Source organism: Caulobacter sp. GW821-FHT09A05 (assembly GCF_059418465.1).
This window is the reverse complement of sequence record NZ_JBWKPX010000048.1, coordinates 1-23,991: the sequence shown is the minus strand read 5'-3', so window position 1 is coordinate 23,991 and position 23,991 is coordinate 1. Positions and strand designations below refer to the sequence as shown.

Below are 23,991 nucleotides of genomic sequence, written 5' to 3'. Positions count from 1 at the left end.
ACCTTCCGCCGCGCCCTGGACGCCGCCGGCGGCGTCGCGGGCCCGTCGGGTCGCCCGCTCGGCGCGGTCGCGCACCCGGCCGGTGGCGTCGGTGGCGCCCTGGCGGACCCGGCCCGTGGCCTCGGTGGCGCGCGAGGCGACACCGCCGATATCAGGGGTTCCGAACTGGCCCGAACCCGAACCGGTCAGCCCGCCGCCGGCCTGTCCGGCCAGGCCGCCAAGCCCCCCGCCCAGGCCGCCGCCGAGCCCTCCGCCCAAACCACCACCGAGACCGCCGCCCCCGCCGAGGATCTGGGCCTGGGCCATCGGCGCGGCCATCAGCATGGCGGCGGCCGTGACGGTCATGAAGAACGAGATCTTGCGCATGGTCTTCTCCTGAAGAATGGCTCGAGGCGGCGCTTCGTCCGCCTCCCGACCCGTCCAACGACCGGTCCCCGCGCTTTCTTCCGCACCCCGCGACTTTTTTTTCGCGGCCCGAAAATCGGCCTATTTCGCCGCAGCCTCGACGAAGCCCTTGCCGAACACCGGATCGACGCCCGGCGCGCCCAGGTCCACGGCCTGGGCCGCGAGGCGCGCGAGCGCTCGCTGGGCCCCCGCCGGATCGGGGGCGTCGAGCAGGCGCGCCAGCCGCCCGGCCACCACCGGCGCGGCGTAGGAAGTGCCGCGCACGCTGGCCGGACGCCCGCCGGGCGTGGCGACCCTGACCTCGGCCCCGTAGGCCGCGAAGTCGACATGGGTCGCGCGGCCGGCCTCGGTCAGCAGCCGGCGCCGGCGATCGACGCCGGTCACGGCGATCACCCCCGGATAGGAGGCCGGGTAGAGGGCCGGCGCCGCCGGGCCGTCGTTGCCCACCGCCGCCACGATCAGGCAACCCCGGGCCAGCAGCGCCTTGACCGCCGCCGCCAGCGCGCCGTTGGGCGGTCCCACCAGGCTGATATTGACCACCGGCACGCGGGCCTGGGCCATCCAGGTCAGGGCCCCCACGATCGCCGAGGCCGAGCCGCCGGCCGGTCCCTTGCCATAGACGTCGGCGACCAGGATCTGATCGACTCCCGCGGCGGCGATCAGCGAGGCGGTGGCCGTGCCGTGGGCGCTGGGCCGCGCCCCGCCGTCCGCGAAGCCGCGCTGCTCCAGCCGGACGCGGGTGAACACCGGCTGGTCGGCCGCGACGCCCCCGTCCAGCAGGCCCGCCCGTCCTCCGCCGCCCTGGACGGCGACGGGTCCGGCCGCCGCGCCCCCCGCGTCCAATCCGGCGCCGGCATAGACATGGTTGAAATCATAGTCGCCGCCAGGATCCAGCTCGCGAAGCCGCTTGACCGCCGCCCGGGCGCCCAGGCCCTTGGGCGGCGTCAGGGTCACCAGCGAAAGGCCCAGTTCGTCGGACCGCGCCTGGCGGGCGACGGCGAAGCCCGCCGCCGTGATCCTCGCCAAGGCCTCGGGCGTGGGCGAGATCGCCAGCACCTCGCCGCGCACCACCGGCTGGCCCTGGTCGTCCAGCTCCAGCGCCCGGGGATGGGCCCGGACCAGGGCGGCCAGCCGGTCCAGCCGCGCCCCGGCCAGGGCCTGGGGCGTCAAGCGATCAGCCAGGCCGTCGACCTCGCCGGCCAGGCGGTCGGCCAGCGGCAACTGCGGCAGCGGCAGGCCGGTCCGGCCGACCACGGACGACGGCGAGGGCAGCAGCTGGGCCTCGGCCGGCGCGCCGCCCGACACCGCCAGCCCGGCCAGGATCATGACGAGGGGGATGCGAAAGCTCATGGCGGTCCAAGTTTTCCCAGGTGCGCGAGACGTCACAATGGCCGCATCGCGACGCGCGTGAAATAAGTTTAGGCTCAGGGATTGAACGTCCCCGACGAAACGTTTCTTCCACAGGACGAAGGCGAACCTTGGATTCCTTCCAGACGGAGATGCTGGCCCTGCTGCCGCGATTGCGGCGAATGGCGCGGGTGCTGGCCTGGGAGCCGGCGGACGCCGACGACCTGACGCAATTGACCGTCGAGCGCGCCTTGCTGCGCCGCGACCAGTGGCGTCCCGGTACCCGATTGGACAGCTGGATGTTCCGGATCATGCGCAACGCCTGGATCGACGAAGCCCGCACCCGACAGCGCCGTGGCCGCGTCCTGGCCCCGCCCGAGGCGGGCGCCCTCGCGGCCGATCCCAGCGCGCCGTCGCTGGAGGCGCGGCTGAAGGCCTCGGCGGTGGAGCGCGCCCTGGACGCCCTGCCCGAGGACCAGCGCATCGCGGTCGCCCTGGTGCTGATCGAAGGGCTATCCTATCAGGAGGCCGCCGACAGCCTGGAGGTGCCGATCGGCACCCTGACCAGCCGCCTGGCCCGCGGCCGCGCCACCCTGCAGACCGCGTTGATCGACCAAGGAGCCCAGCCATGACCGTTCCGGACGAAGAGGTCTTCGCCTTTGTCGACGGCGAGCTGCCTCCCGAGGACATGGCGCGGATCGAGGCGGCCATGGCGACCGACCCGCAACTGGCCCTGCGGGTCGAGACCCAGCGCGCGCTGCGCCGGCTGCTGTCGGGCGCCCATGCCGGGGTCATGCGCGAGACGCCGCCCGAGCCCCTCAGCGCCGCGGTCGTCGCCAGGCCGCCCTCCGCGCCCCGGCCGGCCGAGGTGATCGCCTTCCCCGGCGCCAAGGGCAAGACCAAGGCCAAGGACAAGGCCAAGCCGCGCGAGCCCAGGCTTCCCAGGCCGGCGGGACCGCCGGGACGGGGCGTTCCCGCCTGGATCGGCCTGGCCGCCTGCCTGGTCGCTGGCCTGGTGATCGGCCGCATGGCCGCGCCGCCGCCCGTGACCTTGAGCGGAGCGGACGATCCCGCCCCGATCGCCGCCGGCCCGCTGGCCCTGGCCCTGAACAGCCAAAACTCGGGCCAGACGGCGGGTCCGGTGCATATCAAGCTGTCGTTCAAGACCGCGTCGGGCGTCTATTGCCGGACGTTCCAGGCCTCGGGCCGCTCGCCGATCGCCGGCGTGGCCTGCCGGGACCCCGACGCCTGGCGCGTGCGGGCCGTCAGCCCGGCCAGCCCCGGCCCCGCCGGCGACTACCGCATGGCGGGTTCGGAAACCCCGGCCGCCATCCTGGCCGCGGTCGACGCGATGATCGCCGGACCGCCGCTCGACGCCGCCGGCGAGGCCAAGGCCCGGGCGGCCGGCTGGAAGCCGGCCCCCGGCGCTCGATAGGAAGGGGCCGCCCCCCGGCGGGGCCGGAGGGCGGCGGGTCCGAGCCCGCGCAGGGGGGAATGCGGGATGGGCCCGGACCGACTTGCGCCCACGGGACGGACGTCCGTCCTAGACCTTCATGTCCAGGAGGGCGCCCGTCATCTCGTCGGCGGTCTTGATGACGGAGGCGTTGGCCTTGAAATCGGTCTTGGCCGAAACCTGCTCGACGGCCTCGTGGGCCAGGTCGACCTTCTGTTCGGCCTGCCCCTGCTCTACGCCCCAGGCGGCGGTGCGCTGGGCGCTGGCGCTGAGTCGGTCGGCGGCGGCGAACATGCCGGCGGCGGCGGTGTTGAGGACCTGCACGACCATCTCCCTGGTTGCCGGGCCAATGTCGGGCGCGCCGGTTAATCGGCCTTAAGCAAAGACGGTGAAGTTACGCGGTTAACCGCCGAACCCGGGAGAGCGCCTAGACGCTGATATTGACCAGCGTCCCGGTCAGTTCGCCGGTCGCCTGGGCGAGGGCCGCGCCGGCCGAGGCCGTCATCTTGGCGTTGGTCTGCGCCACGGCCAGCTGCGTAAGGTCGACCGGCGGGGCGCTCTGCGCGGGGGTGGCCGGCCGCTGGAGGCTGACGCTGGAACGGTTGGCGGGGATCTGCACGGCGTCTTCCTTCGAGGTCGTCGCCAGCCTCGCCCCGAACCCTTAAGCGCGCTTGACCAAAGACGGTAAACGCGCCCGAGACTGGGGATAACGCGTTCTTTCGACGCCGCTTTTCCGCGAAGATTACAAATCGTTCAGGTCGCGGAATCTCGACAAGCCGCTTCGGCCTAGCCAAGGTTCGCGCTTGCGCGGGCCCGGCCCGTCCTTGGAGCCTGCCTTGATGCCGTTTTCCCGTCGCGTCGCCCTCGCCGGCGTCGCCCTGCTGTTGACGATCCAGCCCGCCCTCGCCGCGACCACCGCCAAGACCAAGCCCGCCGCGACGAAGGCCGCCGGCTTCACCCCGTCGGCCGACGCCATCAAGGCCCATATGGGCTTCCTCGCCGACGACCTGCTGGAAGGCCGCGAAGCCGGCACGCGCGGCTACGACATCGCCGCCCGGTATGTGGCCGCGCAATACGCGCTGATGCACGTGAAGCCGGCCGGCGACAACGGCTCCTACCTGCAGCAAGTGCCCCTGACCGCTTACCGGCCGGCCAACCAGGGCGGGGTGTCCTACACCGGCGCGAACGGCAAGTCGGGCGCGCTGGTGTTCGGCGAGGACTATCTGCCCTCGCCCCAGGCCCGCCAGGCCGAGACCTCGGTCACCGCCCCGCTGGTCTTCGTGGGCTACGGCGTCGTCGCCCCGGAACGCGGCCGCGACGACTATGCGGGCCTGGATGTGAAGGGCAAGATCGTCGTCGTCCTCAGCGGCGCCCCCTCCGGCCTGCAGACCGAGATCCGCGCCCACTACGGCAACGCCAACGTCAAGCGGGCCGAAGCCGCCCGGCGGGGCGCGGTCGGCGTGCTGACCCTGCCGACCACCAGCTCCGAAAAGCGCCGTCCGTTCGCGCGCGGCGTCAGTAGCTACCAGGAATGGAAGATGACCTGGAACGACGCCCAGGGCGTCCCCTATGTGCGCGGCGCCGAGGCGCCGGGCCTGGCCAGCCTGAGCCTGAAGGGCGGCGCCAGGCTGTTCGCCGGCGCCCCGACCAGCCTGGACGAGGTGCTGGCCGCGGCCGAGACGCCCGAGGGTCTGGTCAAGGGCTTCGCCCTGCCCACCAATGTCACGATCCAACTGAAGACCGAAATCGAGAAGCGCCAGAGCAGCAACGTCGTCGGGCTGATCGAAGGCTCGGACCCGACGCTGAAGGCCCAGACCATCATCCTGTCCGCCCACCTCGACCATCTGGGCATCCACGGCAAGGACGCCGACAAGATCAACAACGGCGCCCTGGACAACGCCTCGGGCGTGGCCACCCTGCTGGAGGTGGCGCGCGGCTTCAAGGAGGCCCGGACCAAGCCCAGGCGCTCGATCGTGCTGCTGGTCGTCACGGCCGAGGAGAAGGGCCTGATCGGCTCGGAATATTTCGCCAACAACCCGACCGTGCCCAAGGCCGGCATCGCCGCCGACGTCAATCTGGACATGCCGATCCTGCTGTACGACTTCCAGGACGTGATCGCCTTCGGGGCGGACCGCTCGTCGATCGGTCCGGCCGTGGCCCGCGCCGCCGGCCGCGTCGGCATCGGCCTGTCGGCCGACCCGCTGCCGGAAGAGGGCCTGTTCACCCGCTCGGACCACTATCGCTTCGTCGAGCAGGGCGTGCCGTCGGTGTTCCTGATGACCGGCTTCAAGAACGGCGGCGAGAAGGGCTTCAAGGACTTCCTGGCCACCCACTACCACAAGCCCAACGACGACCTGAACCAGCCGATCAACTACCAGGCCGGAGCCCGCTTCGCCCTGGTCAACTACGAGATCGCCCGCGAACTGGCCGACGCGCCCGCGCGCCCCAGCTGGAACAAGGGCGACTTCTTCGGGACCTTGTTCGGGAAGAAGTAGGCGGCCGCGCCAAAGCGGGGGACAGGCGCATGGGCCTGTCCCCGTCAGCCGCCATCCCGCCTTGACCCCGCGCTCGCCCGGCGCGATTTAGACGAGCCCAGCCAGCCGGAGACGGGACGCGTGATCAGTGTTGGAAACCTGCTGAGGATCGGCCTGGTCGTCCCCGCGATCATGGTGGCCGACGTCCTGGTGGCCCAGCACATGTTCCCCGGATTCAGGCCCGGCGCCCAGTTCATCAGCGAGCTGGGCGGCCCGGCCGCGCCCAATCCGGCGATCTTCAACATCGGCATGATCCTGGCCGGCCTGGCCGGGATGGCGGCCGGGGCCGGCTTCACCCAGGCCCTGGAGCACGCGGGCGGGCGCCGCCGGGTCTCGGCCTTCGCGGGGCTGTGGGTGGCGATGACCGGCCTGGGCGCGCTGTTCGCCGGCCTGTTCCACTGGCCCGACCCGATGCACCGCGCCTGCGGCGTGGGCCTGGCCATCCAGTTCGCGCCGCTGTTCACCGCCTGGGCCCTGTGGGGCAAGCCGGAGCATCGCCGGCTGGCGCGCTTCTCGCTGGGCTGGTTCTTCTTCCTGCTGCTGGTCCTGGCCCTGCTGACCGGGGTGTGGAACGTGCGCACCGGCAACGACGTCGGCTTCTGGCAGCGCGGCCACGCGGCCCTGGGCCTGCTGTGGCTGGCCATCGCCGCCTTCTGCCTGGATCGCCACTGGCGCACGCGCGCCACGCCGGCCGCGGGCGACGCAACCGCCGCCGAACCCGACTACGCCCCCGCCGCCTCGTAGGTGACGATCAGGTCGTCCGACGCCAGGGCGTCGCCCTTCAGCGCGTTGACCAGGTCGGCCAACGGCGTCTTCTCGTCGAACGGCAGCCGCTCGACCAGGGCGAAGATCTGGAAATGATAGTGGTGCACCCCGTGCCCGACCGGCGGGCGCGGGCCGAACCAGCCGATCGAGCCGCTGTCGTTGACACCCTGGGTCGCGCCGCCGATCAGGCCCAGGCTGGCCTCGTTCGGCAGCCCCTCGGGCAGGCTGGTCGCCTCGCCCGGGATGTTCCAGATCAGCCAGTGCGCGAACGGCCGCTCGCGGGGCGCGTCGGGGTCCTCGACGATGATCGCATAGGCCCCGGCTCCCTCGACCCGCGTCCAGACCAGCGGCGGCGAGAGGTTGTCGTGATAGGCGCTGTGGCGGTCGGCCAGGCGGCCGTTCTGATCGCTGGCCGGCGTGGTCAGGATCAGGCTGGTCTCGCCATAGGGCTGCACGCGCTGGATGGCGATCGACGCGCCGGAATGGGCGGGGGTCTGGGCGTGGGGCATGGCCGTCCTCCTCGGAGTCTAGAGGAGAACCCTCGGCGCCCTCGCGGGTTCACGGCCAAGGTCGCGGCATGCTGGAGACGGCCAGGATAACCGCTAAAGTAGAGTCATGCTCCGAAAGCTTGTCATCGCCGTCTGCGCCCTGTTCGTTGTCGCCGTCGCCGGTTCCGGCTGGGCCGCGTATCAGAGCAAGCAGCGCTTCGGCGCCGTCATGGCGGAATACGCCAAGGACCAGCCGTCCCACCGCTGATTGTTCCTATCGCCAGGCGTAGTTGAAGCTGAGGCTGATCCGCTGCTCCTCGGCCTGGTTGGGCGTCACCTCGTGGCGCAGCCAGCTTTCCCACATCAGGATCGTTCCGGGCGCGGGCTGGACGTAGACGAACGGCTGCAGGGTCTCGGGCGCGTCGGCCTGGCGGGTGGGCGCGGCCATCATCATCGGCAGGCGCGGATCCTCGAACTTCAGGGCCGAGGCGCCGGGCGGGATCGTCACATAGACCGTGCCGGAGATGACGCTGTGGGGGTGGATGTGGCCGCTATGCTGGCCGCCAGGGTCGAGGATGTTGATCCAGAAGCTGTCCATGACCAGCTTGCCGCCGGCCAGGTCGAAATGAAGAGCCTTGGCGAAGGCCGCGGCGTGCTTGTCGAGCTTCTTCTTCAGATCGGCGAACAGGCTGTCGCGCTGGGCCAGGTCGTCCAGCGAGGCGTAGGAGGTGTAGCCCAGATAGCCCTTGCTCTCGGCCCAGGCCTGGCCCGCCTCGTCGTCCTCGGCGACGGCGATGCAGGCGTCGTGCAGGTCGTCGATGAAAGCCTCGAAGCCCTTCTCGCCGGCGAGGCTGGCTTCATAGAGCGGCGTGACGAAGAGCGAGCGAGAGGTCATGGGTGGCGTCATACCGCCCCACGCGGTTGACGACAAACGGGGTTGGGAGGATCATCTCGGCATGGCCGATGGTGACGTCACTCTGACGATAGATGCAGCGCTCGCCATGCGCTTGAAGGCCGTCTCGGACGGCCTGGGCAAGAGCTTGGACGAATATGCTCGTCAGTTGCTCGACGCCTACACCGGCCTTGATCCCCGTAAGCATGACGAAGCCTACTGGGACGAGCTTGAACGCATCTGCGATGAAACGGAGCGCGATGGCGGCGTACCTTGGGAGGAGGTTCAGGCGCGGTTGTCAAATTTCGGGCAAAAGCGCTGATCCGTGCGGCAGATCGATGTTTCCAAGAGCGCTTGGATGGATATCGATCGGCTTGAAGACTGGCTTATCGAAAATGAAGCTCCCTATGCATGGGATCTCGGCGTCGCCCTTCGGGATGCGATGATGAGCCTGCAGGACTTTTCAGAACGGGGCCGTCACTCCGGCGGCGGCACTCTGAGAGAGTTCATCGTGCCCTTCAGAACGTGGAGTTACGTGATCACCTATCGCGTAACTGTCAGTAGCGTGATCATCGCCCGCATCCATCACGGCCTCGAAGATCGCTGAGCCGCCCAGACTCGCCTATATGTCCGCCGTGGACCAAGACATCGCCCCTTCCCCCGCCAACGCCCTGAAGGGCGCCGCCCTGATCAAGGACGAGGTCTCGCGCCTGCCCGACGCGCCCGGCGTCTACCGGATGATCGGCGAGAACGAGGAAGTCCTCTACGTCGGCAAGGCCAAGAGCCTGAAGAAGCGCGTGGTGCAGTACGCCCAGGGCCGCTTCCACACCAATCGCATCGCCCACATGGTCGACGCCACGCGGTCGATGGAGTTCGTCACCACCCGCACCGAAGCCGACGCCCTGCTGCTCGAGATCAACCTGATCAAGTCGCTGAAGCCGCGCTTCAACGTGCTGCTGCGCGACGACAAGAGCTTTCCCGAGATCATGATCCGCCGCGACCACGACGCGCCCCAGCTGCGCAAGCACCGCGGAGCCCACACGATCAAGGGCGATTATTTCGGGCCGTTCGCCAGCGCCGGGGCGGTGAACCGCACGCTGAACACCCTGCAGAAGGCCTTCCTGCTGCGGTCGTGCAGCGACAGCGTCTACGAGACCCGCTCGCGGCCGTGCATGCTGCACCAGATCAAGCGCTGCGCCGCCCCCTGCACCGGCCTGATCGGCAAGGACGACTACCAGGCCCTGGTCGACCAGGCCGAGGCTTTCTTGCGCGGCAAGTCCCGCGCGGTCATGGCCCTGATCGCCCAGCAGATGGAAGCCGCCGCCGAGGACCTGGAGTTCGAGCGCGCCGCCCGCCTGCGCGACCGGATCCGCGCCCTGGCCGCCGTGGCCCAGGAAAGCCAGATCAATCCCGAGACCGTGGAGGAGGCCGACGTCGTGGCCCTGCACGTCGAGGGCGGCCAGGCCTGCGTGCAGGTGTTCTTCTTCCGGGCCGGCCAGAACTGGGGCAACCGCGCCTATTTCCCGCGCGTGACCGGCAACGCCGAGGAGACCGACGAGGCCGCCACCGAGGAGCAGCGGATCCTGACCGCCTTCCTGGGCCAGTTCTACGACGACAAGCCGATCCCGCGCCTGATCCTGACCAATCTGGAGCCGGCCGACCGCGAACTGCTGGCCGAGGCCTTCTGCCTGAAGAGCGGCCGCAAGGTCGAGATCTCCACGCCCAAGCGCGGCGAGAAGGCGGACCTGGTCGGCCACGCCCTGACCAATGCGCGTGAGGCGTTGGGCCGGAAGATGGCCGAGGGCAGCGCCCAGACCAAGCTGCTGGCCGGGGTCTGCGAGGCGTTCGGGCTGGAGGCGCCGCCCGAACGGATCGAGGTCTACGACAACAGCCACATCCAGGGCACGAACGCCGTGGGCGGCATGATCGTGGCCGGGCCCGAGGGTTTCATGAAGGGCCAGTACCGCAAGTTCAACATCCGCTCGACCGAGCTGACGCCGGGCGACGACTACGGGATGATGAAGGAGGTGCTGCGCCGCCGCTTCGCCCGCCTGGTCAAGGAAGAGGAGGAAGGCGACAGCTCGGCCCGGCCCGACCTGGTGCTGGTCGACGGCGGCAAGGGCCAGCTGGACGCGGCGCTGGAGGTGATGGCCGACCTGGGCGTCGACGACATCGCCATCGTCGGGGTGGCCAAGGGCCCGGACCGCGACGCGGGGCTGGAGCGGTTCTTCTTGCCGGGCGCGACGCCGTTCATGCTCGAACCCAAGTCGCCGGTGCTCTACTACCTCCAGCGGCTGCGCGACGAGGCCCACCGCTTCGCGATCGGCGCCCACCGCACCCGCCGCTCGATGGACCTGAAGAAGAACCCGCTCGACGAGATCGAAGGCGTCGGTCCCGGCCGCAAGAAGGCCCTGCTGCACGCCTTCGGCTCGGCCAAGGGCGTGGCTCGGGCCGGGGTCGAGGACCTGATGAAGGTCGACGGCGTCAGCCAGCCCCTGGCCGAGCGGATCCACGCGTTCTTCCGGAAGAGCTGAGCCCCGGCCTACTCCCGCGCCGACAGCTCCAGCCAGTCGAACTCTTCCTCCAACGCCCGATAGGCGTCGTCGCCGATCTCGCCACGCTGGCGCAGGTCCGAGATGGTCGCGCGCGACACCGCCACCACCTTGCGCCGCAGGGCGTTCTCGGTGGAGGCGCGCGCGTCGGCGCCCTTCCTCGTCTGGCTCAGGGCGTCGCCGTATTCGCGGCGCAAGGCCTCGGCAGCCTGGGACTCGTCGCCTTCGAGCTCGGCCAGGGCGGCCTTCAGGGCCATGGCCCTGGCCAGTTTCAGCTCCTTGCGCACCGGGTCGTCGTCGGGCAGGCGCAGCAGGGCCATCAGCGGCCTCAGGGTCAGGCCCTGGATCACCAGCGTGCCCAGCACCACCGCGAAGGCGGCCAGCAGGATGAAGTCGCGATAGGGAAAGCCCGCGGGCAGGGCCAGGGCGGCGGCCAGGGTGACCATGCCGCGCATGCCGCACCAGGCGACCATCAGCCCGCCCCGGCTGGTGGGCGCGGCCATGCTGGAGCGGGCCACGTGCAAGCCAAACCAGTGATTCTTCAGCCGCACGGCGCTGTTGTAGGTCATCACCCAGGCCAGCCGCACGGCGATCACCGTGGCGAGGATCACTCCGGCGGCGCGCAGGTAGTCGGCGCGCTCGTGCGGCGACAGCCCTTCCAGGATCGGACGAAGCTGCAGGCCGATCAGGGTGAAGGCCAGGACGTTCAGCACCACCACCACGCTTTCCCAGACCGCGAAGGACGGAATGCGCAGCCGCGCCGACAACTGCGCGCCCGGCCGCCAGGCCACGGTCACGCCGTAGACGACGATGGTCACCACCCCCGACAGGCCCAGCCGCTCGGCCAGGATCCACACCCCGAACGTCGAGACGAACTGGACGATCACCGAACTGGGCACGTCGGTGATGCGGTGGAAGAAAATGCCGCTCACCCGCGCCAGGCCGTAGCCGACCACGACGCTACCCACCGCCACCAGGGCGAAGGTCGGCGCGGCGTGGACCAGGCTGAAGCCGCCGCCGACCGCCCCCACCGCCAGCCGGTAGATCAGCAGGGCCGAGGCGTCGTTGAGCAGGCTTTCGCCCTCCAGGATCTTCAGGATCCGGTGCGGCGGGCGGATGTCGCGCAGCACCGCCAGGGCCGCCACGGCGTCCGGCGGAGCGACGATGGCCCCCAGGGCGATGGCCGCCGGCCACGGCATGTCGGGAAACAGCCAGCGCGCCGCCACCGCCACGCCCAGGGTCGTCAGGCTGACGGCGATCAGCACCAGGGCCGACACCGGCCGCCAGTTGTCCTTCAGGTCGCGCAAGGACGAGTCGTAGGCCGCGTCCAGCAGCACCGGGGCGATGAACAGGGCCAGGATCAGCTCCGGCTCCAGCGCCAGCCGGGGCGCGCCGGGGACCAGGGCGACGGCCGCCCCGCCCAGGGCCAGCAAGGCCGGATACGGCGCGCCGATCCGCCGGGCCAGGGCCGACAGCACCACCGCGCCCAGCAGCAGGGCCAGGATCCACTCGAAGATCAGCATGCTCCAGACCTCCGCCTCGCCATCCGGCGTAGCAGAGCCGGCCATCTGTCGGCAACGGCCCGAACCCCGATTGACAACGCGGTTCGCCGAACTCACAACTTGTACGTGGGTTTTTCGCAGACACTACTTTTGATCATTGCGCCGCAGGCGCATCCGGTCAGCCCGCCAAGGCTAAAACCTGGGGAAACGCCGCCATGAACCTGTCGATGCCGCTCCGCGCGCGCGGCGCCAGCCGCGCCCTGTCCGCCGCCACGGCCACCGCCGCGTGGGACCAGTCGCCCAAGGCCGCTGACGGCCCGTGGCCGGTCCCGGCCGCCCTGCAACGCATCCACCTCCCGGCCGACCACTACATGCACCGGGGCGCGCCCACCGAATGGTGGTGGAACATTGGCGCCCTGACCTGCGGCGACCGGATCTTCGGCTTCGAGATCAATGCGGCGGTGTTTCGCGACCGGGGCTTCGGCTTCAGCCAGGTCATGCTCAGCGATGTCGCCAACCAGAAACACTACCAGCGCACCACCACCTTCCAGCCGCCCGCCGGCGTCGACTTCGACACCTGGGCGCAGGCGGACCCGACGCGCGACTGGCACGTGGGCCTGGGCCGGATCGACAACTGCCTGTCGGCCATCGACGTCGTCGACGGCGGCTCGGGCTATGACGACAAGACCACGGTGGTGGTCTCGGGCGGCGGCGGTTCGCAGGCCATCGCCTACCCCATCGTCGACAAGGGCAAGGTGGTCTCGATCCAGGTGACCAATCCGGGGCGCGGCTACACCTCGCCACCCACGGTGACCCTCGTCGGCAAGGGCAAGGGGGCCAAGGCCAGGGCGGTCCACTGCTACGTGACGATGGACGCGGCCTGGGGCGATCCGACCCGGGACATCGCCATCGTCGCCAGGCTGGACGACAAGGCCACGGGAACCCCGGCGCTGTTCGACCTGATGCTGTCGCAGGAGGGCCCGCCGTTCATCGTCTGGGGCGTCGGCGTCGCGCCGGTCAAGCCGCCGGCCAGCGGCGCGCCCCTGCAGACCAGCAACTTCTACTACTCGCTGACCAATCTGAAAGCGACGGGCACGATCACCCTGGACGGCGAGGTCCACGCGGTCAGCGGCGTCACCTGGATGGACCACGAGTACGGCTTCTTCGGCAGTTCGGCCGACCCGACCAAGTGGCTGCTGCAGGACGCCCAGCTGGACAACGGCTGGACTCTGTCCAACTTCACCGTCCTGCCCGGCGCGGTGTCGCCGCCCGCCGGCAAGCCGGTCCAGAGCTTCGTCACCCTGCGCGACCCGGAGGGCCAGATGTATGTCCACACCTCGACGATGACGCCGTCGACCCCCTGGGTCAGTCCGCACTCCAAGACCGAGTACTTCCTGCAGTACGACGTCCAGATCGGCGACTTCGCCACCCTGACCTTCAAGTCCCTGCTGCCCGACCAGGAGTTCGTGCTCGACACGGGCTCGGTCTACGAGGGCGTGGCCAGCGCGACCGGCACGTTCCAGGGCCGGGCGGTGCGCGGCACGGGCTGGATCGAGCAGGCGATCTGAGGGCGCCGGCGGGGATGGACCTCACCCCTGTTCCAGCGGCCCCTCCACCGCGAACGCCAGCCCCGCCTTGTCCCGCAGCCGCTCCACCAGCTTCCCCCGCAGGGCCGCGCCCGGCGTCCAGATCCCGCCGGTCAGGTCCGGCGTGTCGACTAGGCACAGGGCGGTCTCGGCGATCATCTTGCTGGTCGAGCCGTAGCCGGGGTCCTTGTCGCCCTTGACGCTGGCCCGGACCTGGCGGCCGTCGGCGGCGAGGGCGACGAACAGCAGGTCGTAGAAGCCGGCCTCGCGCTCGGCCCGGCTGGGTCCTTCGCCCGGCTTGGGGCCGCCCTCGGCGCCCATCGAGGCGTTGGCGGCGGCCACGGCCCTGGCGGCGGCCTCGCCCGCTTCGCCAGGGCCGGTCAGCACCATCTCGTCATAGACGAAGTCAGCGCCGTACGGCTGGCCCATCAGCCGGTTGGAGCGGTGGACGTTGCGGGTGTTGATCGCCGCCATCACGAAGGGCGCGGTCCAGGCGCCCAGGTCCTCGTCATAGGCCACGGCCGCGCCGTGCGGCTGCCTGGGGCCGGTGAAGCCGGGGGTCAGGGCGAACGGGTTCTTCAGATGCTCCAGCACCTGGGGATCGCGGGCCGCCGCCGCCAGGGTGGCCTTCAGGCTGGCCGCCGTGCCGCCCGAGAACGTGCCGCGCATGGCCCGCACCCGGCCCTTGACCCGCGCCGCTGGCCCGCCGAACCGGCGAGCGGCCTCCTGCTGCACGAACCAGACGCCCAGCTCGAACGGGATCGAATCAAAGCCGCAGGAGAACAGGATCCGCGCCCCGCTGGCCCGGGCCGCCGCCTCGTGGGCGTCGATCATCTGACGCATCCAGGCCGGCTCGCCGCACAGGTCCAGGTAGTCGGTCCCGGCCTGCGCACAGGCGGCCACCAGGTCGGAGCCGTAGAGCTGGTAGGGGCCGACGGTCGTCAAGACCGCCTTGGTCCGCTGGACCAGGGTCCGCAGCGAGGCGGGGTCGTCGGCGTCCGCGACGATCAGCGGCGTGCCGCGGGTCGCGCCGATCTCGTCACGCACGGCGGCCAGCTTGTCGACGCTGCGACCCGACATGGCCCAGCGGACCTCCGGGTGATGTTTCGCCAAGTGCTCCGCCACCAGCCGGCCGGTGAAGCCGGTCGCGCCGTGGACGACGACGTCGAAATCCGCCGACGGGTTCATGGATGCGCCTCCCCAGATCTTGTCCTTGGCGGCAGAGTGGCGCGGATAGGCGACGGAGGCAAACAACTGTTCGCCTCCAAGGACGCCGTCGGGATCGGCGGATCTGGCGCTAGGCCGGCGCCTTCGGCTTCAGGCCCAGCAGCCCCGCGAAGCTCAGCGCCGCCGCTACGGCCAGGTAAGCGCCCACCGGGACCAGCCCGCCCTTGTCGGCCAGGTACTGGGCGATCATCGGAGCCAGCCCCCCGCCCAGGATGCCGCCGAGATTGAAGGCCGCCGAGGCTCCGGTGTAGCGCACGCGGGCCGGGAACAGATCCGGCAAGAAGGCGCCCAGCGGGCCGTAGACGAAGCCCATGACCAGCAGGCCCAGGGCCAGGAACAGGCCCATCACCGCCAAGGAGCCCGCGCCCATCATCGCCGGCAGCAGGGCGCCGACCGCCACGGTCATGGCGCAGCCGGCCATCAGCACCCCGCGCGGGTTGGTCGCGTCCGACCAGTAGCCGGCGGCGACGATGCCGGCGGCCATGAACAGGATGGCCCCCAGCTGCACGCCGAGCATGGCCGTGCGGCCGTAGCCCAGGCTGGTGACGCCGTAGCCCAGGGCGAAGGCGGTCATCAGATAGTAGACGGCGAAGCAGCAGATGGTCGCCAGGGTGCCGCAGAGGGTGGCCTTCCAGTGGTCCTTCAGCAGCTCGCCCAGGGGCACGGCCGGCGGCGGCGCATGGGCGAGCGCGGCGGCGAAGGCCGGGGTCTCGGTCAGCTTCAGCCGCACCCACAGGCCCACGGCCACCAGGGCGGCGCTGCCCAGGAACGGCAGGCGCCAGCCCCAGGCCAGGAACTGGTCCGGCGTCAGGACCAGGCCCAGGATCAGGAACAGGCCGTTGGCGGCGATGAAGCCGACCGGCGCGCCCAGTTGCGGGAACATGCCGAACCGGGCGCGCCAGCCGGGCGGAGCGTTCTCGACCGCCAGCAGGGCCGCCCCGCCCCACTCGCCGCCCAGGCCGAAGCCCTGGCCGAACCGCAGCAGGCACAGCAGGGCCGGGGCCAGCCAGCCGGCCATGGCGTAGGTGGGCAGGAAGGCGATGGCCAGGGTCGAGCCGCCCATCAGCATCAGCGACGCCACCAGGGTGGACTTGCGCCCGACCCGGTCGCCGAAGTGGCCGAACGCCACCGCGCCCAGCGGCCGGGCCAGGAAGGCCACGCCCAGGCTGGCGTAGGCAGCCAGCAGCTGGGCCGAGGCCGACTTGGCCGGGAAGAACAGCGGCCCGAACACCAGGGAGGCGGCGGTGGCGTAGATGTAGAAGTCGTAGAACTCCACCGCCGTGCCCACCAGGCTGGCGGTCAGCACCCGGCGGTGGGATTGGGTCGCGGTTGGTTCGGTGATGACGGCCATGACGCTCTCGGGAAACTGCGCCATGGCTAGGCGAGCGAAGCGCGCGACGTCAACCGAGAACGAGCAAAAATTGCCGCTTTCGACGGGGCTTAACACCCTGAACGACAAGGCTGAACCCGAAGATCGCAATATTGACAGCATGGATTTGCGAAGATCGAGCCCATGACCCGCGACGCCGCCGGGGACCTTTCTAGGGTTGAGACTTCCTGCTATCGACACGGCAGGGGGAGTTTATGTTCACGACCTTTCGCCACAGGATTGCGCTCCTGGCCCTGGCGCTGGCCATAGTGCTGCCAGCCGCGCTGACACCTTCAGTCGCCCCGGCGCAATCGAGTCGGCCCAGCGCCTTCGACACCCAGTTGGCGCCACAGGCGCCGCTCGACATTCCCCATTCATCCCCGCCGGCCTCGGCGTTCTTTCCCGAACGCGCCCAACGCATGGAGACCAGCGGCCAGGCGATCGTCGACTGCGCCGCCGATGCCTCCAGCGCGTTGACCGACTGCCAGCTGGTGTCGGAAACCCCGGCCGGCTGGGGCTTCGGCGCGGCGGCGATCAAGGCGGCTCACGCCGGCGCGATCCGCCAAGCCGCCACGACAGACGGCCGCACCCTGGTCTCCATCATGTTCGACGCCCGGAGCGACACGGTGGACGGCAGCGCACCAGGCAAGCGCGTTCCGCCCCTGCGCGCCGCCGGCCCACCTGTGGTGGCGCAGGCCGCCGGACCGGGCCAGCCCGTCGTCGCCTTCCCGATCGCCTTCAATCGCACCGGCGTACTGAGCGCCGACGCGACCGGCTACAGTATCTGGGTAAAGGGCGTGCTCGCGCCGGCCGGTAGTCCAGGTTTCTACGCCGGAACCTTTCGATGGGAGCTGGCGAAGACGACCGGAGACGTCTGGTGCTTCCCGTCCCCATCCTCGAAGGCCTCGGCTAAGGCCCTTTGCCTGATGCCGGTTGGGAAGCTGGCGATCATCCTGCCCGACATCAATCCATACGTGATCACCACCTTCGCCTCATCCAGCGGGACGTTCAATTTCGCCAATGCGCCGACGATCGAGGAAAAGACCGTCGCCATTCCGGGCGACCTACAGATGGAGTACCGCTTCCGTCGCTGGCGCGATGGCTTGGCTGAGGTTGAGCAACGGGCGGGCGGCCGCCGCGTGACCGTGATAACGCTAAGGCGGGAGGCGAGCGGCCGCGCCCGACTCAACACCTTGGCGGGCGACTATTGGCTCAGCCCGGCTTCAGACGATCCGACTCGCGCCGAAGTGAGCGTCGCGGCCCCATAGCCCTTCATCGCTTTCATGCGTTAGAACGCCGCCATGAAAGCCTTGCCCAACATCCTGACCTCCGCGCGCCTGGTCATCGCGCTGTTCATGTTCGTGGCCCTGGCCGCGGCGGCCGGCGGCGTGCCGTGGCTGAGCGACCAGCTGACTGTCGACCAGCAGATGTCGCTGCAGCGCTGGGCGTTCTGGGCCTTCGTGGTGGCGGCCGTGACCGACTTCTTCGACGGCTGGCTGGCCCGCAAGCTGGACGCGGTCAGCATCTGGGGCGCGATCCTGGACCCGATCGGCGACAAGATCCTGGTCTGCGGCGCCCTGCTGGGCCTGATGGCCCTGGGCCCCAATCCGCTGGTGATCCTGCCGGCCGGCCTGATCCTGTTCCGGGAGTTCGCCGTCAGCGCCCTGCGTGAAGTGGGCGCGGGCCAGGGCGTGAAACTGCCCGTCACCCTGCTGGCCAAGTGGAAGACCACCCTTCAGCTGGTGGCGATCGGGGCCGAGATGGTCCTGGCGTCCTGGTCGGCCTTCCACCTGCCGACCGGCCCGTCGGTGGTGACCCCGGCCACCTATGTGATCCACGGCCTGCTGTGGCTGGCCGCCGCGGTGACCCTGATCACCGGCGCGCAATACTGGGAAGCGGCGCGGAAGGCGCTGGTCTGAACCCTGCACTCGTCTCGGCGCGAGGGATCCGGGACAACCTTCCCGCCAGGGCGGGCGCCCTACTCCGCCGCCAGCAACAGCGGCGGCGGTTCGTCATCCTCGATGATGTCGGGCTCGAAGGTGTCGGGATCGCGCAGCAGCCATCCGGCGGCGGGCGCGTCGTGGCCCGCGCGGGTCCGTTCCGCCCGCATCATCAGGGCCAGCCAGCCGGCCCCTGCCGTCAGAAACACCATGATCGCCTCCGAAGCGCTCCGCTGTTGTTGAGAATGACTATCAACAGCAGCGGAGGCAAGGCGTCTTTATGGAGTCAGCGGCTTCAGGCCGCTTCGACGGCGGCGGCCCGGCGCTTGGCGGCCGTCGCGCCGCGCTTCTTGGTCGCCGCTTCCAGGGTGACCTGGCGGCGCTTGGAGGCTTCCAGTTCGAGCACGGGCAGGACTTCCCCCGCGGCCAGGCGCTGGGCGGGCGTACCCACGATATCCAGGCGACGGGCGTTGGCCAGGAGCGTGACCAGCTCCTGGTCGTTCAGCAGAGGAATCCGCTCGATCAGGGTCATGGTGCACTCCTCAAATATCAAAAACTCTCGCAGTAGCGCGAGAGAATTAGCTTAACGTTCAAGGCGGCGCTTGGGGTCCAAAACTATTTGCGCTTCAAGTCGATTCACGAATTCACTTGCCGGGAGCCTCCATGCGGGTCATGGTGGATTATCGAATTCGCTGACGTTCGGCCTGCTTTTCCATGCTCTCTTTCGCGAGAGCGCCGGACGCGCCCACCGACCCCCAACGAAATTTGATCGTCGCGCGGAACGATTCCGCCGACGAATATTGACTGCAAGGACTACCACTATGGCTACCGGCACCGTGAAATGGTTCAACGGCACCAAGGGCTTCGGCTTCATTCAACCGGACGACGGCGGCGCCGACGTCTTCGTGCACATCTCGGCCGTTGAACGCGCCGGTCTGCGCGGCCTGGATGAAGGTCAGAAGATCACCTACGAACTCGAGCGCGACAACCGCTCGGGCAAGATGTCGGCGGGCCAACTGCAGGCTTAATCGCCTCACGCTCACGAGATTTGGAATGGGCCGGCGCTTGCGCCGGCCCATTTTTCTTGCGCGCTCCTCCCGAGCGCGTAACAGGGTTCGGAGGTTTCGGCAGCGAGCCACAGCCCATGCGTCCAGCCCGCCTCTTCGCCCTCGTCCTGGTCGCCCTGGGCCTCTGCGGCTGCGGGTCGCTGTCGCGCCCCGCCTTCCAGGCCAGCGACCTGGCGGGGCCGCCGCCCAAGGGCCTGGCCGACATCCGCTTCAACGCCAGCGACAAGGACGCCGCCGTCCGGTTCGGCGACCCGGCCCGCAAGCGCGCCCTGGCCCAGCGCACCTTCGACGTCCTGGCCTTGTCGGGCGGCGGCTCGAACGGGGCCTACGGCGCCGGGGTGCTGGTCGGCTGGACCAAGCGCGGCGAGCGGCCCGAGTTCGACATCGTCACCGGCGTCTCGACCGGCGCCCTGACCGCCCCGTTCGCCTTCCTGGGCTCCAGCTGGGACGATCGCCTGACCCAGGCCTACACCGGCAAGGAAGCCGGCCGGATCCTCAAGCCGCGCGGCCTGGGCGTGCTGTTCCATCCCAGCTTCTACAGCAGCGCGGCCCTGCGCCGGCTGGTCGATGTCTATGTCACCGACGACATGCTGCAGGCCATCGTCGCCGAGCACAGGCGCGGCCGCCGCCTGCTGATCGCCACCACCAACCTCGACACCGAGCAGACGGTGATCTGGGACATGGGCGCGATCGCCAGCCGCGGCGACGAGGCCTCCAAGGAGCTGTTCAAGCGGGTGCTGGTCGCCTCGACCAGTATTCCCGGCGTCTTCCCGCCCACCCTGATCGAGATCGAAGGCAAGGGCCGCGAGCTGTCGGAGATGCATGTCGACGGCGGGGTCACCATCCCGTTCTTCGTGGCGCCCGAGTCGCTGCTTCTGTGGACCGCCGCCAGGAATTCGGCGCGGCCAGGACGGCTTTTCGTGATCGTCAACGGCAAGGTCGATGGCAGTTTCGGCTTCACCAAGGGCGGGGCCCTGTCGATCGTCGGTCGCTCGTGGGACGCCATGAGCAAGGCCCTGATGCGCACGCACCTGGCGGCCAGCTACGGCTTCGCGCGGCGCAACGGCGGCCAGCTGTTCTACAGCGCCATCCCCGACAGCGCCGACGCCGACACCTCGGGCCTGGATTTCGACGCCAAGAATCGCGAGACACTGTTCCGGCTGGGCCGCGAACGGGCCGAGGCCGGCTGGGCCTGGGCCTTGCCCGACGATCCCAACGGACCGCCGAACACCATGCAGGACGTGCCGCCCGTCGTGCCCGCGCCGCCGGTGATCAGCGGTCGGTAACCACGAGCAGGAACGGGCGCATGCGCCTGTCCCCAGGCGGGGCGCGACTCCAGGGTTGCGCCAGACCGACTCCCTCTCTAAACGGGCGGCTTAACCTGCAAGATGGTCGGCAGCGGGCGCGCGGATGTGCGCGACCGTGTCTCTGCGCGCGAGTTTTCCATGCCCAAAAGAACAGACATCTCCTCGATCCTGATCATCGGCGCCGGTCCGATCGTCATCGGCCAGGCGTGCGAGTTCGACTATTCGGGCGTGCAGGCGTGCAAGGCTTTGCGCGCCGAGGGCTACCGGATCATCCTGGTCAATTCGAACCCGGCCACGATCATGACCGATCCGGACGTGGCCGACGCGACCTATATCGAGCCGATCACCCCCGACATGGTCGCCAAGATCATCGCCAAGGAACGGCCCGACGCCCTGCTGCCGACCATGGGCGGCCAGACGGCGCTGAACACCGCCCTGGCCCTCGAGGCCAATGGCACGCTGGCCAAGTACGGCGTCGAGATGATCGGCGCCAAGGCCGAGGTGATCGACAAGGCCGAGGACCGCCAGAAGTTCCGCGACGCCATGGACAAGCTGGGCCTGGAAAGCCCGCGCTCCAAGGCCGCGCACACGATGGAAGAGGCCCGCGAAGGCCTGGAGTTCGTCGGCCTGCCAGCGATCATCCGCCCGTCCTTCACCCTGGCCGGCACCGGCGGCGGCATCGCCTACAATGTCGAGGAATTCGAGGAGATCGTCGCCCGGGGCCTGGACCTCTCGCCGACCACCGAGGTGCTGATCGAAGAGAGTGTCCTGGGCTGGAAGGAATACGAGATGGAGGTCGTCCGCGACACGGCGGACAACTGCATCATCGTCTGCTCGATCGAGAACATCGACCCGATGGGCGTGCACACCGGCGACTCGATCACGGTCGCCCCGGCCCTGACCCTGACCGACAAGGAATACCAGTGGATGCGCGCGGCCTCGATCGCCGTGCTGCGCGAGATCGGCGTCGAGACCGGCGGCTCGAACGTCCAGTTCGCGGTGAACCCGGCCGACGGCCGCATGGTCGTGATCGAGATGAACCCGCGGGTGTCGCGCTCGTCGGCCCTGGCCTCCAAGGCCACCGGCTTCCCGATCGCCAAGGTCGCCGCCCGCCTGGCCGTCGGCTACACCCTGGACGAGCTGAAGAACGACATCACCGGCGGCGCGACCCCGGCCTCGTTCGAGCCCAGCATCGACTACGTGGTCACCAAGATCCCGCGCTTCGCCTTCGAGAAGTATCCGGGCAGCGAGCCCCTGCTGACCACCGCCATGAAGTCGGTCGGCGAGGTGATGGCCATCGGCCGCACCTTCAAGGAAAGCGTCCAGAAGGCCCTGCGCGGCCTGGAGACGGGCCTCGCCGGCTTTGACGAGATCGAGATCGCCGGCGCCGACGATCCCGACACCGGCAAGGCCGCGGTCATCCGGGCCCTGGGCACGCCCACGCCCGACCGCCTGCGCGTCATCGCCCAGGCCTTCCGTCACGGCCTGACCGTGGACGAGGTCAACGCCGCCTGCTCCTACGAACCCTGGTTCCTGCGCCAGATCGCCGAACTGGTTCGCCAGGAGGGCTGGGTCCGGGCCGGCGGCCTGCCGACGGATGCCCAGGGCTTCCGCGCCCTGAAGGCCCAGGGCTTCTCCGACGCCCGCCTCGCCAAGCTGACCGGCGGGACCGAGAAGGCCGTCCGCAAGGCGCGCCAAGACCTGGACGTCCGCCCGGTGTTCAAGCGCATCGACAGTTGCGCCGGCGAGTTCGCGGCCACCACGCCCTACATGTATTCGACCTACGAGACCGGCGCCCTGGGCCAGGTCCCCGAGTGCGAGAGCCTGCCCAGCGACCGCAAGAAGGCGGTGATCCTGGGTGGCGGTCCCAACCGCATCGGCCAGGGCATCGAGTTCGACTACTGCTGCTGCCACGCGGCCTTCGCCCTCGACCAGATCGGCGTCGAGTCGATCATGGTCAACTGCAACCCCGAGACCGTCTCGACCGACTACGACACCTCCGACCGCCTGTACTTCGAGCCGCTGACGGCCGAGGACGTGCTGGAGCTGCTGCATGTCGAGATGAGCAAGGGCGAACTGGCCGGCGTCATCGTCCAGTTCGGCGGCCAGACGCCGCTGAAGCTGGCCCACGCCCTGGAGGAAGCCGGCGTCCCGATCCTGGGCACCAGCCCCGACGCCATCGACCTGGCCGAGGACCGCGAGCGCTTCCAGCAGCTGCTGAACGGCCTGGACATCGCCCAGCCCGAGAACGCCATCGCCCGCACCTGGGACGAGGCCCGGGCCGAAGGCGACAAGATCGGCTTCCCGTTCGTGATGCGCCCGTCCTACGTGCTGGGCGGCCGGGGCATGGAGATCATCCGCGACCACGAGCACCTGGAACGCTACATCACCAACACCGGCGAGATCTCGTTCGAGCACCCGATCCTGCTGGACCACTATCTGAGCCGGGCCACCGAGGTGGACGTGGACGCCCTGTGCGACGGGACCGACGTGTTCGTGGCCGGCGTGCTGGAGCACATCGAGGAAGCCGGCGTCCACTCGGGCGACAGCGCCTGCTCGATGCCGCCCTTCTCGCTGTCGGCCGCCACGGTCGAGGAGCTGAAGCGCCAGACCGTGAAGATGGCCCTGGCCCTGAACGTCCGTGGCCTGATGAACGTGCAGTTCGCCATCGAGGAACCGCACGGCGAAAACCCGCGCATCTACGTGCTGGAAGTGAACCCCCGCGCCTCGCGCACCGTGCCGTTCGTGGCCAAGACCATCGGCCAGCCCGTCGCCGCGATCGCCGCCAAGGTCATGGCCGGCGAGACCCTGAAGAGCTTCGGCCTGAAGGACGTCCCCTACGACCACATCGCGGTCAAGGAAGCGGTGTTCCCGTTCGCCCGCTTCGCCGGGGTCGACACCATCCTGGGCCCGGAAATGCGCTCGACCGGCGAGGTCATGGGCCTGGACTGGATCCGCGAGGGCGAGCAGGGCCTGGCCCCGGCCTTCGCCCGCGCCTTCGCCAAGAGCCAGCTGGGCGGCGGCGTCAGCCTGCCAACCTCGGGCACGGCCTTCGTCTCGGTCAAGGAAAGCGACCGCCCCTGGATCGTCGAGCCGGTGAAGCTGCTGCAGGCGGCGGGCTTCAAGGTGATCTCCACCGTCGGCACCCGGGGCTACCTGGCCGAGCAGGGGATCGAGGTCGAGCTGGTCAAGAAGGTGCTGGAAGGCCGCCCGCACATCGTCGACGTGATGAAGAACGGCGGCGTGCAACTGGTGTTCAACACCACCGAGGGCAAGCAGGCCCTGGAGGACAGCTTCGAGATCCGCCGCACGGCGCTGATGATGAAGGTTCCCTACTACACCACCTCGGCCGGCGCCCTGGCCGCGGCCCAGGCGATTTCCTCGGCCCCCGCCGAGGCGCTCGAGGTGCGGCCGCTGCAGAGCTACCAGTAGGGCTCTTTCCTTCTCCCCTTGCGGGAGAAGACGGCCCGCGGGGCGGGGCGGATGAGCAACTGTGTTTATCGTGCGTACTGCGGATCCCAGGCTTGGCCTGAGCGCAGCAGGGCGACGATGATGCC

At 69.8% G+C, this 23,991-nt stretch carries 24 protein-coding genes and 1 pseudogene; 14 read left to right on the top strand and 11 right to left on the bottom strand.

What is annotated here, in order from left to right; genetic code table 11:
• Together AC07NX_RS25410 and AC07NX_RS25405 are read right to left on the bottom strand one after the other, a co-directional pair.
• Positions 1-366 (bottom strand): annotated as a pseudogene (locus tag AC07NX_RS25410) (hypothetical protein); the annotation flags it as partial.
• A 120-nt stretch (positions 367-486) separates the two neighbouring features.
• Positions 487-1,755, bottom strand: coding sequence for a S8 family serine peptidase (locus tag AC07NX_RS25405; protein WP_494645799.1), 1,269 nt, complete (start codon positions 1,753-1,755; stop codon positions 487-489).
• Between the two features lie 128 nt (positions 1,756-1,883).
• Here AC07NX_RS25405 and AC07NX_RS25400 point away from each other — a divergent pair, with 128 nt between their 5' ends.
• Positions 1,884-2,384 (top strand): sigma-70 family RNA polymerase sigma factor, encoded by a 501-nt coding sequence (locus AC07NX_RS25400; protein WP_494645797.1) that lies wholly within the window; start codon positions 1,884-1,886, stop codon positions 2,382-2,384.
• Entirely contained in the window at positions 2,381-3,187 is an 807-nt protein-coding gene (locus AC07NX_RS25395; RefSeq protein WP_494645795.1) for an anti-sigma factor, read from the top strand. The genes AC07NX_RS25400 and AC07NX_RS25395 overlap by 4 nt, the downstream gene beginning before the upstream one ends.
• A 108-nt stretch (positions 3,188-3,295) precedes the next feature.
• On the opposite strand, the gene AC07NX_RS25390 is transcribed toward AC07NX_RS25395, so the two are convergent.
• Both AC07NX_RS25390 and AC07NX_RS25385 read right to left on the bottom strand, forming a co-directional pair.
• On the bottom strand, positions 3,296-3,535 hold the full coding sequence (locus AC07NX_RS25390; protein ID WP_494645793.1) for a flagellar basal body rod C-terminal domain-containing protein: 240 nt from the start codon (positions 3,533-3,535) through the stop codon (positions 3,296-3,298).
• A 97-nt stretch (positions 3,536-3,632) separates the two neighbouring features.
• On the bottom strand, positions 3,633-3,824 hold the full coding sequence (locus tag AC07NX_RS25385; protein WP_494645791.1) for a hypothetical protein: 192 nt from the start codon (positions 3,822-3,824) through the stop codon (positions 3,633-3,635).
• 220 nt (positions 3,825-4,044) lie between these two features.
• Between AC07NX_RS25385 and AC07NX_RS25380 the strand changes: the two genes are divergently transcribed.
• Both AC07NX_RS25380 and AC07NX_RS25375 read left to right on the top strand, forming a co-directional pair.
• Entirely contained in the window at positions 4,045-5,700 is a 1,656-nt protein-coding gene (locus AC07NX_RS25380) for a M20/M25/M40 family metallo-hydrolase (protein ID WP_494645789.1), read from the top strand.
• A gap of 120 nt (positions 5,701-5,820) precedes the next feature.
• Positions 5,821-6,483, top strand: a complete 663-nt coding sequence (locus AC07NX_RS25375; RefSeq protein ID WP_494645787.1) for a DUF998 domain-containing protein — start codon at positions 5,821-5,823, stop codon at positions 6,481-6,483.
• Here AC07NX_RS25375 and AC07NX_RS25370 read toward each other — a convergent pair.
• Positions 6,462-7,013, bottom strand: coding sequence for a YbhB/YbcL family Raf kinase inhibitor-like protein (locus tag AC07NX_RS25370; RefSeq protein WP_494645785.1), 552 nt, complete (start codon positions 7,011-7,013; stop codon positions 6,462-6,464). The genes AC07NX_RS25375 and AC07NX_RS25370 overlap by 22 nt on opposite strands.
• A gap of 106 nt (positions 7,014-7,119) precedes the next feature.
• Between AC07NX_RS25370 and AC07NX_RS25365 the strand changes: the two genes are divergently transcribed.
• The gene (locus AC07NX_RS25365) at positions 7,120-7,260 is read left to right on the top strand and encodes a hypothetical protein (protein ID WP_494645783.1); all 141 of its coding nucleotides are present in this window, start codon (positions 7,120-7,122) and stop codon (positions 7,258-7,260) included.
• Between the two features lie 6 nt (positions 7,261-7,266).
• On the opposite strand, the gene AC07NX_RS25360 is transcribed toward AC07NX_RS25365, so the two are convergent.
• Positions 7,267-7,887 carry a TIGR02466 family protein gene (locus AC07NX_RS25360; protein ID WP_494645781.1) on the bottom strand — a complete coding sequence of 207 codons (621 nt, stop codon included), beginning with the start codon at positions 7,885-7,887 and terminating at the stop codon, positions 7,267-7,269.
• A gap of 61 nt (positions 7,888-7,948) precedes the next feature.
• On the opposite strand from AC07NX_RS25360, the gene AC07NX_RS25355 reads away from it, so the two are divergent.
• From AC07NX_RS25355 to uvrC, 3 genes are read left to right on the top strand one after another with little or no spacing between them, the layout of a single operon-like run.
• Positions 7,949-8,206 carry an antitoxin gene (locus AC07NX_RS25355; RefSeq protein WP_145683798.1) on the top strand — a complete coding sequence of 86 codons (258 nt, stop codon included), beginning with the start codon at positions 7,949-7,951 and terminating at the stop codon, positions 8,204-8,206.
• Positions 8,207-8,209: 3 nt separating this feature from the next.
• Positions 8,210-8,491 carry a type II toxin-antitoxin system RelE/ParE family toxin gene (locus AC07NX_RS25350; RefSeq protein WP_494645779.1) on the top strand — a complete coding sequence of 94 codons (282 nt, stop codon included), beginning with the start codon at positions 8,210-8,212 and terminating at the stop codon, positions 8,489-8,491.
• Positions 8,492-8,519: 28 nt separating this feature from the next.
• A complete protein-coding gene (gene uvrC / locus AC07NX_RS25345; protein ID WP_494645777.1) occupies positions 8,520-10,418 on the top strand; it encodes an excinuclease ABC subunit UvrC in 1,899 nt (632 codons plus the stop codon).
• Between the two features lie 8 nt (positions 10,419-10,426).
• Here the strand turns inward: uvrC and AC07NX_RS25340 are convergent, their stop codons facing one another.
• Positions 10,427-11,959 (bottom strand): cation:proton antiporter, encoded by a 1,533-nt coding sequence (locus tag AC07NX_RS25340; RefSeq protein ID WP_494645775.1) that lies wholly within the window; start codon positions 11,957-11,959, stop codon positions 10,427-10,429.
• Positions 11,960-12,153: 194 nt separating this feature from the next.
• Between AC07NX_RS25340 and AC07NX_RS25335 the strand changes: the two genes are divergently transcribed.
• On the top strand, positions 12,154-13,506 hold the full coding sequence (locus AC07NX_RS25335; RefSeq protein ID WP_494645773.1) for a lipocalin-like domain-containing protein: 1,353 nt from the start codon (positions 12,154-12,156) through the stop codon (positions 13,504-13,506).
• 21 nt (positions 13,507-13,527) lie between these two features.
• On the opposite strand, the gene AC07NX_RS25330 is transcribed toward AC07NX_RS25335, so the two are convergent.
• Entirely contained in the window at positions 13,528-14,712 is a 1,185-nt protein-coding gene (locus AC07NX_RS25330; protein ID WP_494645771.1) for a saccharopine dehydrogenase family protein, read from the bottom strand.
• Positions 14,713-14,821: 109 nt separating this feature from the next.
• Positions 14,822-16,102 (bottom strand): MFS transporter, encoded by a 1,281-nt coding sequence (locus tag AC07NX_RS25325; protein ID WP_494645769.1) that lies wholly within the window; start codon positions 16,100-16,102, stop codon positions 14,822-14,824.
• Between the two features lie 233 nt (positions 16,103-16,335).
• Here AC07NX_RS25325 and AC07NX_RS25320 point away from each other — a divergent pair, with 233 nt between their 5' ends.
• Both AC07NX_RS25320 and pgsA read left to right on the top strand, forming a co-directional pair.
• The gene (locus tag AC07NX_RS25320; RefSeq protein WP_494645767.1) at positions 16,336-17,388 is read left to right on the top strand and encodes a hypothetical protein; all 1,053 of its coding nucleotides are present in this window, start codon (positions 16,336-16,338) and stop codon (positions 17,386-17,388) included.
• Positions 17,389-17,421: 33 nt separating this feature from the next.
• Positions 17,422-18,039 (top strand): CDP-diacylglycerol--glycerol-3-phosphate 3-phosphatidyltransferase, encoded by a 618-nt coding sequence (gene pgsA, locus AC07NX_RS25315; protein WP_494645765.1) that lies wholly within the window; start codon positions 17,422-17,424, stop codon positions 18,037-18,039.
• Positions 18,040-18,098: 59 nt separating this feature from the next.
• On the opposite strand, the gene AC07NX_RS25310 is transcribed toward pgsA, so the two are convergent.
• On the bottom strand, positions 18,099-18,272 hold the full coding sequence (locus AC07NX_RS25310) for a hypothetical protein (protein ID WP_494645763.1): 174 nt from the start codon (positions 18,270-18,272) through the stop codon (positions 18,099-18,101).
• An 83-nt stretch (positions 18,273-18,355) separates the two neighbouring features.
• Positions 18,356-18,592, bottom strand: coding sequence for a hypothetical protein (locus tag AC07NX_RS25305; protein WP_494645761.1), 237 nt, complete (start codon positions 18,590-18,592; stop codon positions 18,356-18,358).
• Positions 18,593-18,881: 289 nt separating this feature from the next.
• On the opposite strand from AC07NX_RS25305, the gene AC07NX_RS25300 reads away from it, so the two are divergent.
• From AC07NX_RS25300 to carB, 3 genes are all read left to right on the top strand, one after another.
• Positions 18,882-19,088, top strand: coding sequence for a cold-shock protein (locus AC07NX_RS25300; protein WP_007666377.1), 207 nt, complete (start codon positions 18,882-18,884; stop codon positions 19,086-19,088).
• A 116-nt stretch (positions 19,089-19,204) separates the two neighbouring features.
• A complete protein-coding gene (locus AC07NX_RS25295) occupies positions 19,205-20,413 on the top strand; it encodes a patatin-like phospholipase family protein (protein ID WP_494645758.1) in 1,209 nt (402 codons plus the stop codon).
• A 159-nt stretch (positions 20,414-20,572) separates the two neighbouring features.
• Positions 20,573-23,866 (top strand): carbamoyl-phosphate synthase large subunit, encoded by a 3,294-nt coding sequence (gene carB / locus AC07NX_RS25290; RefSeq protein ID WP_494645756.1) that lies wholly within the window; start codon positions 20,573-20,575, stop codon positions 23,864-23,866.
• Positions 23,867-23,991 lie beyond the last annotated feature (125 nt).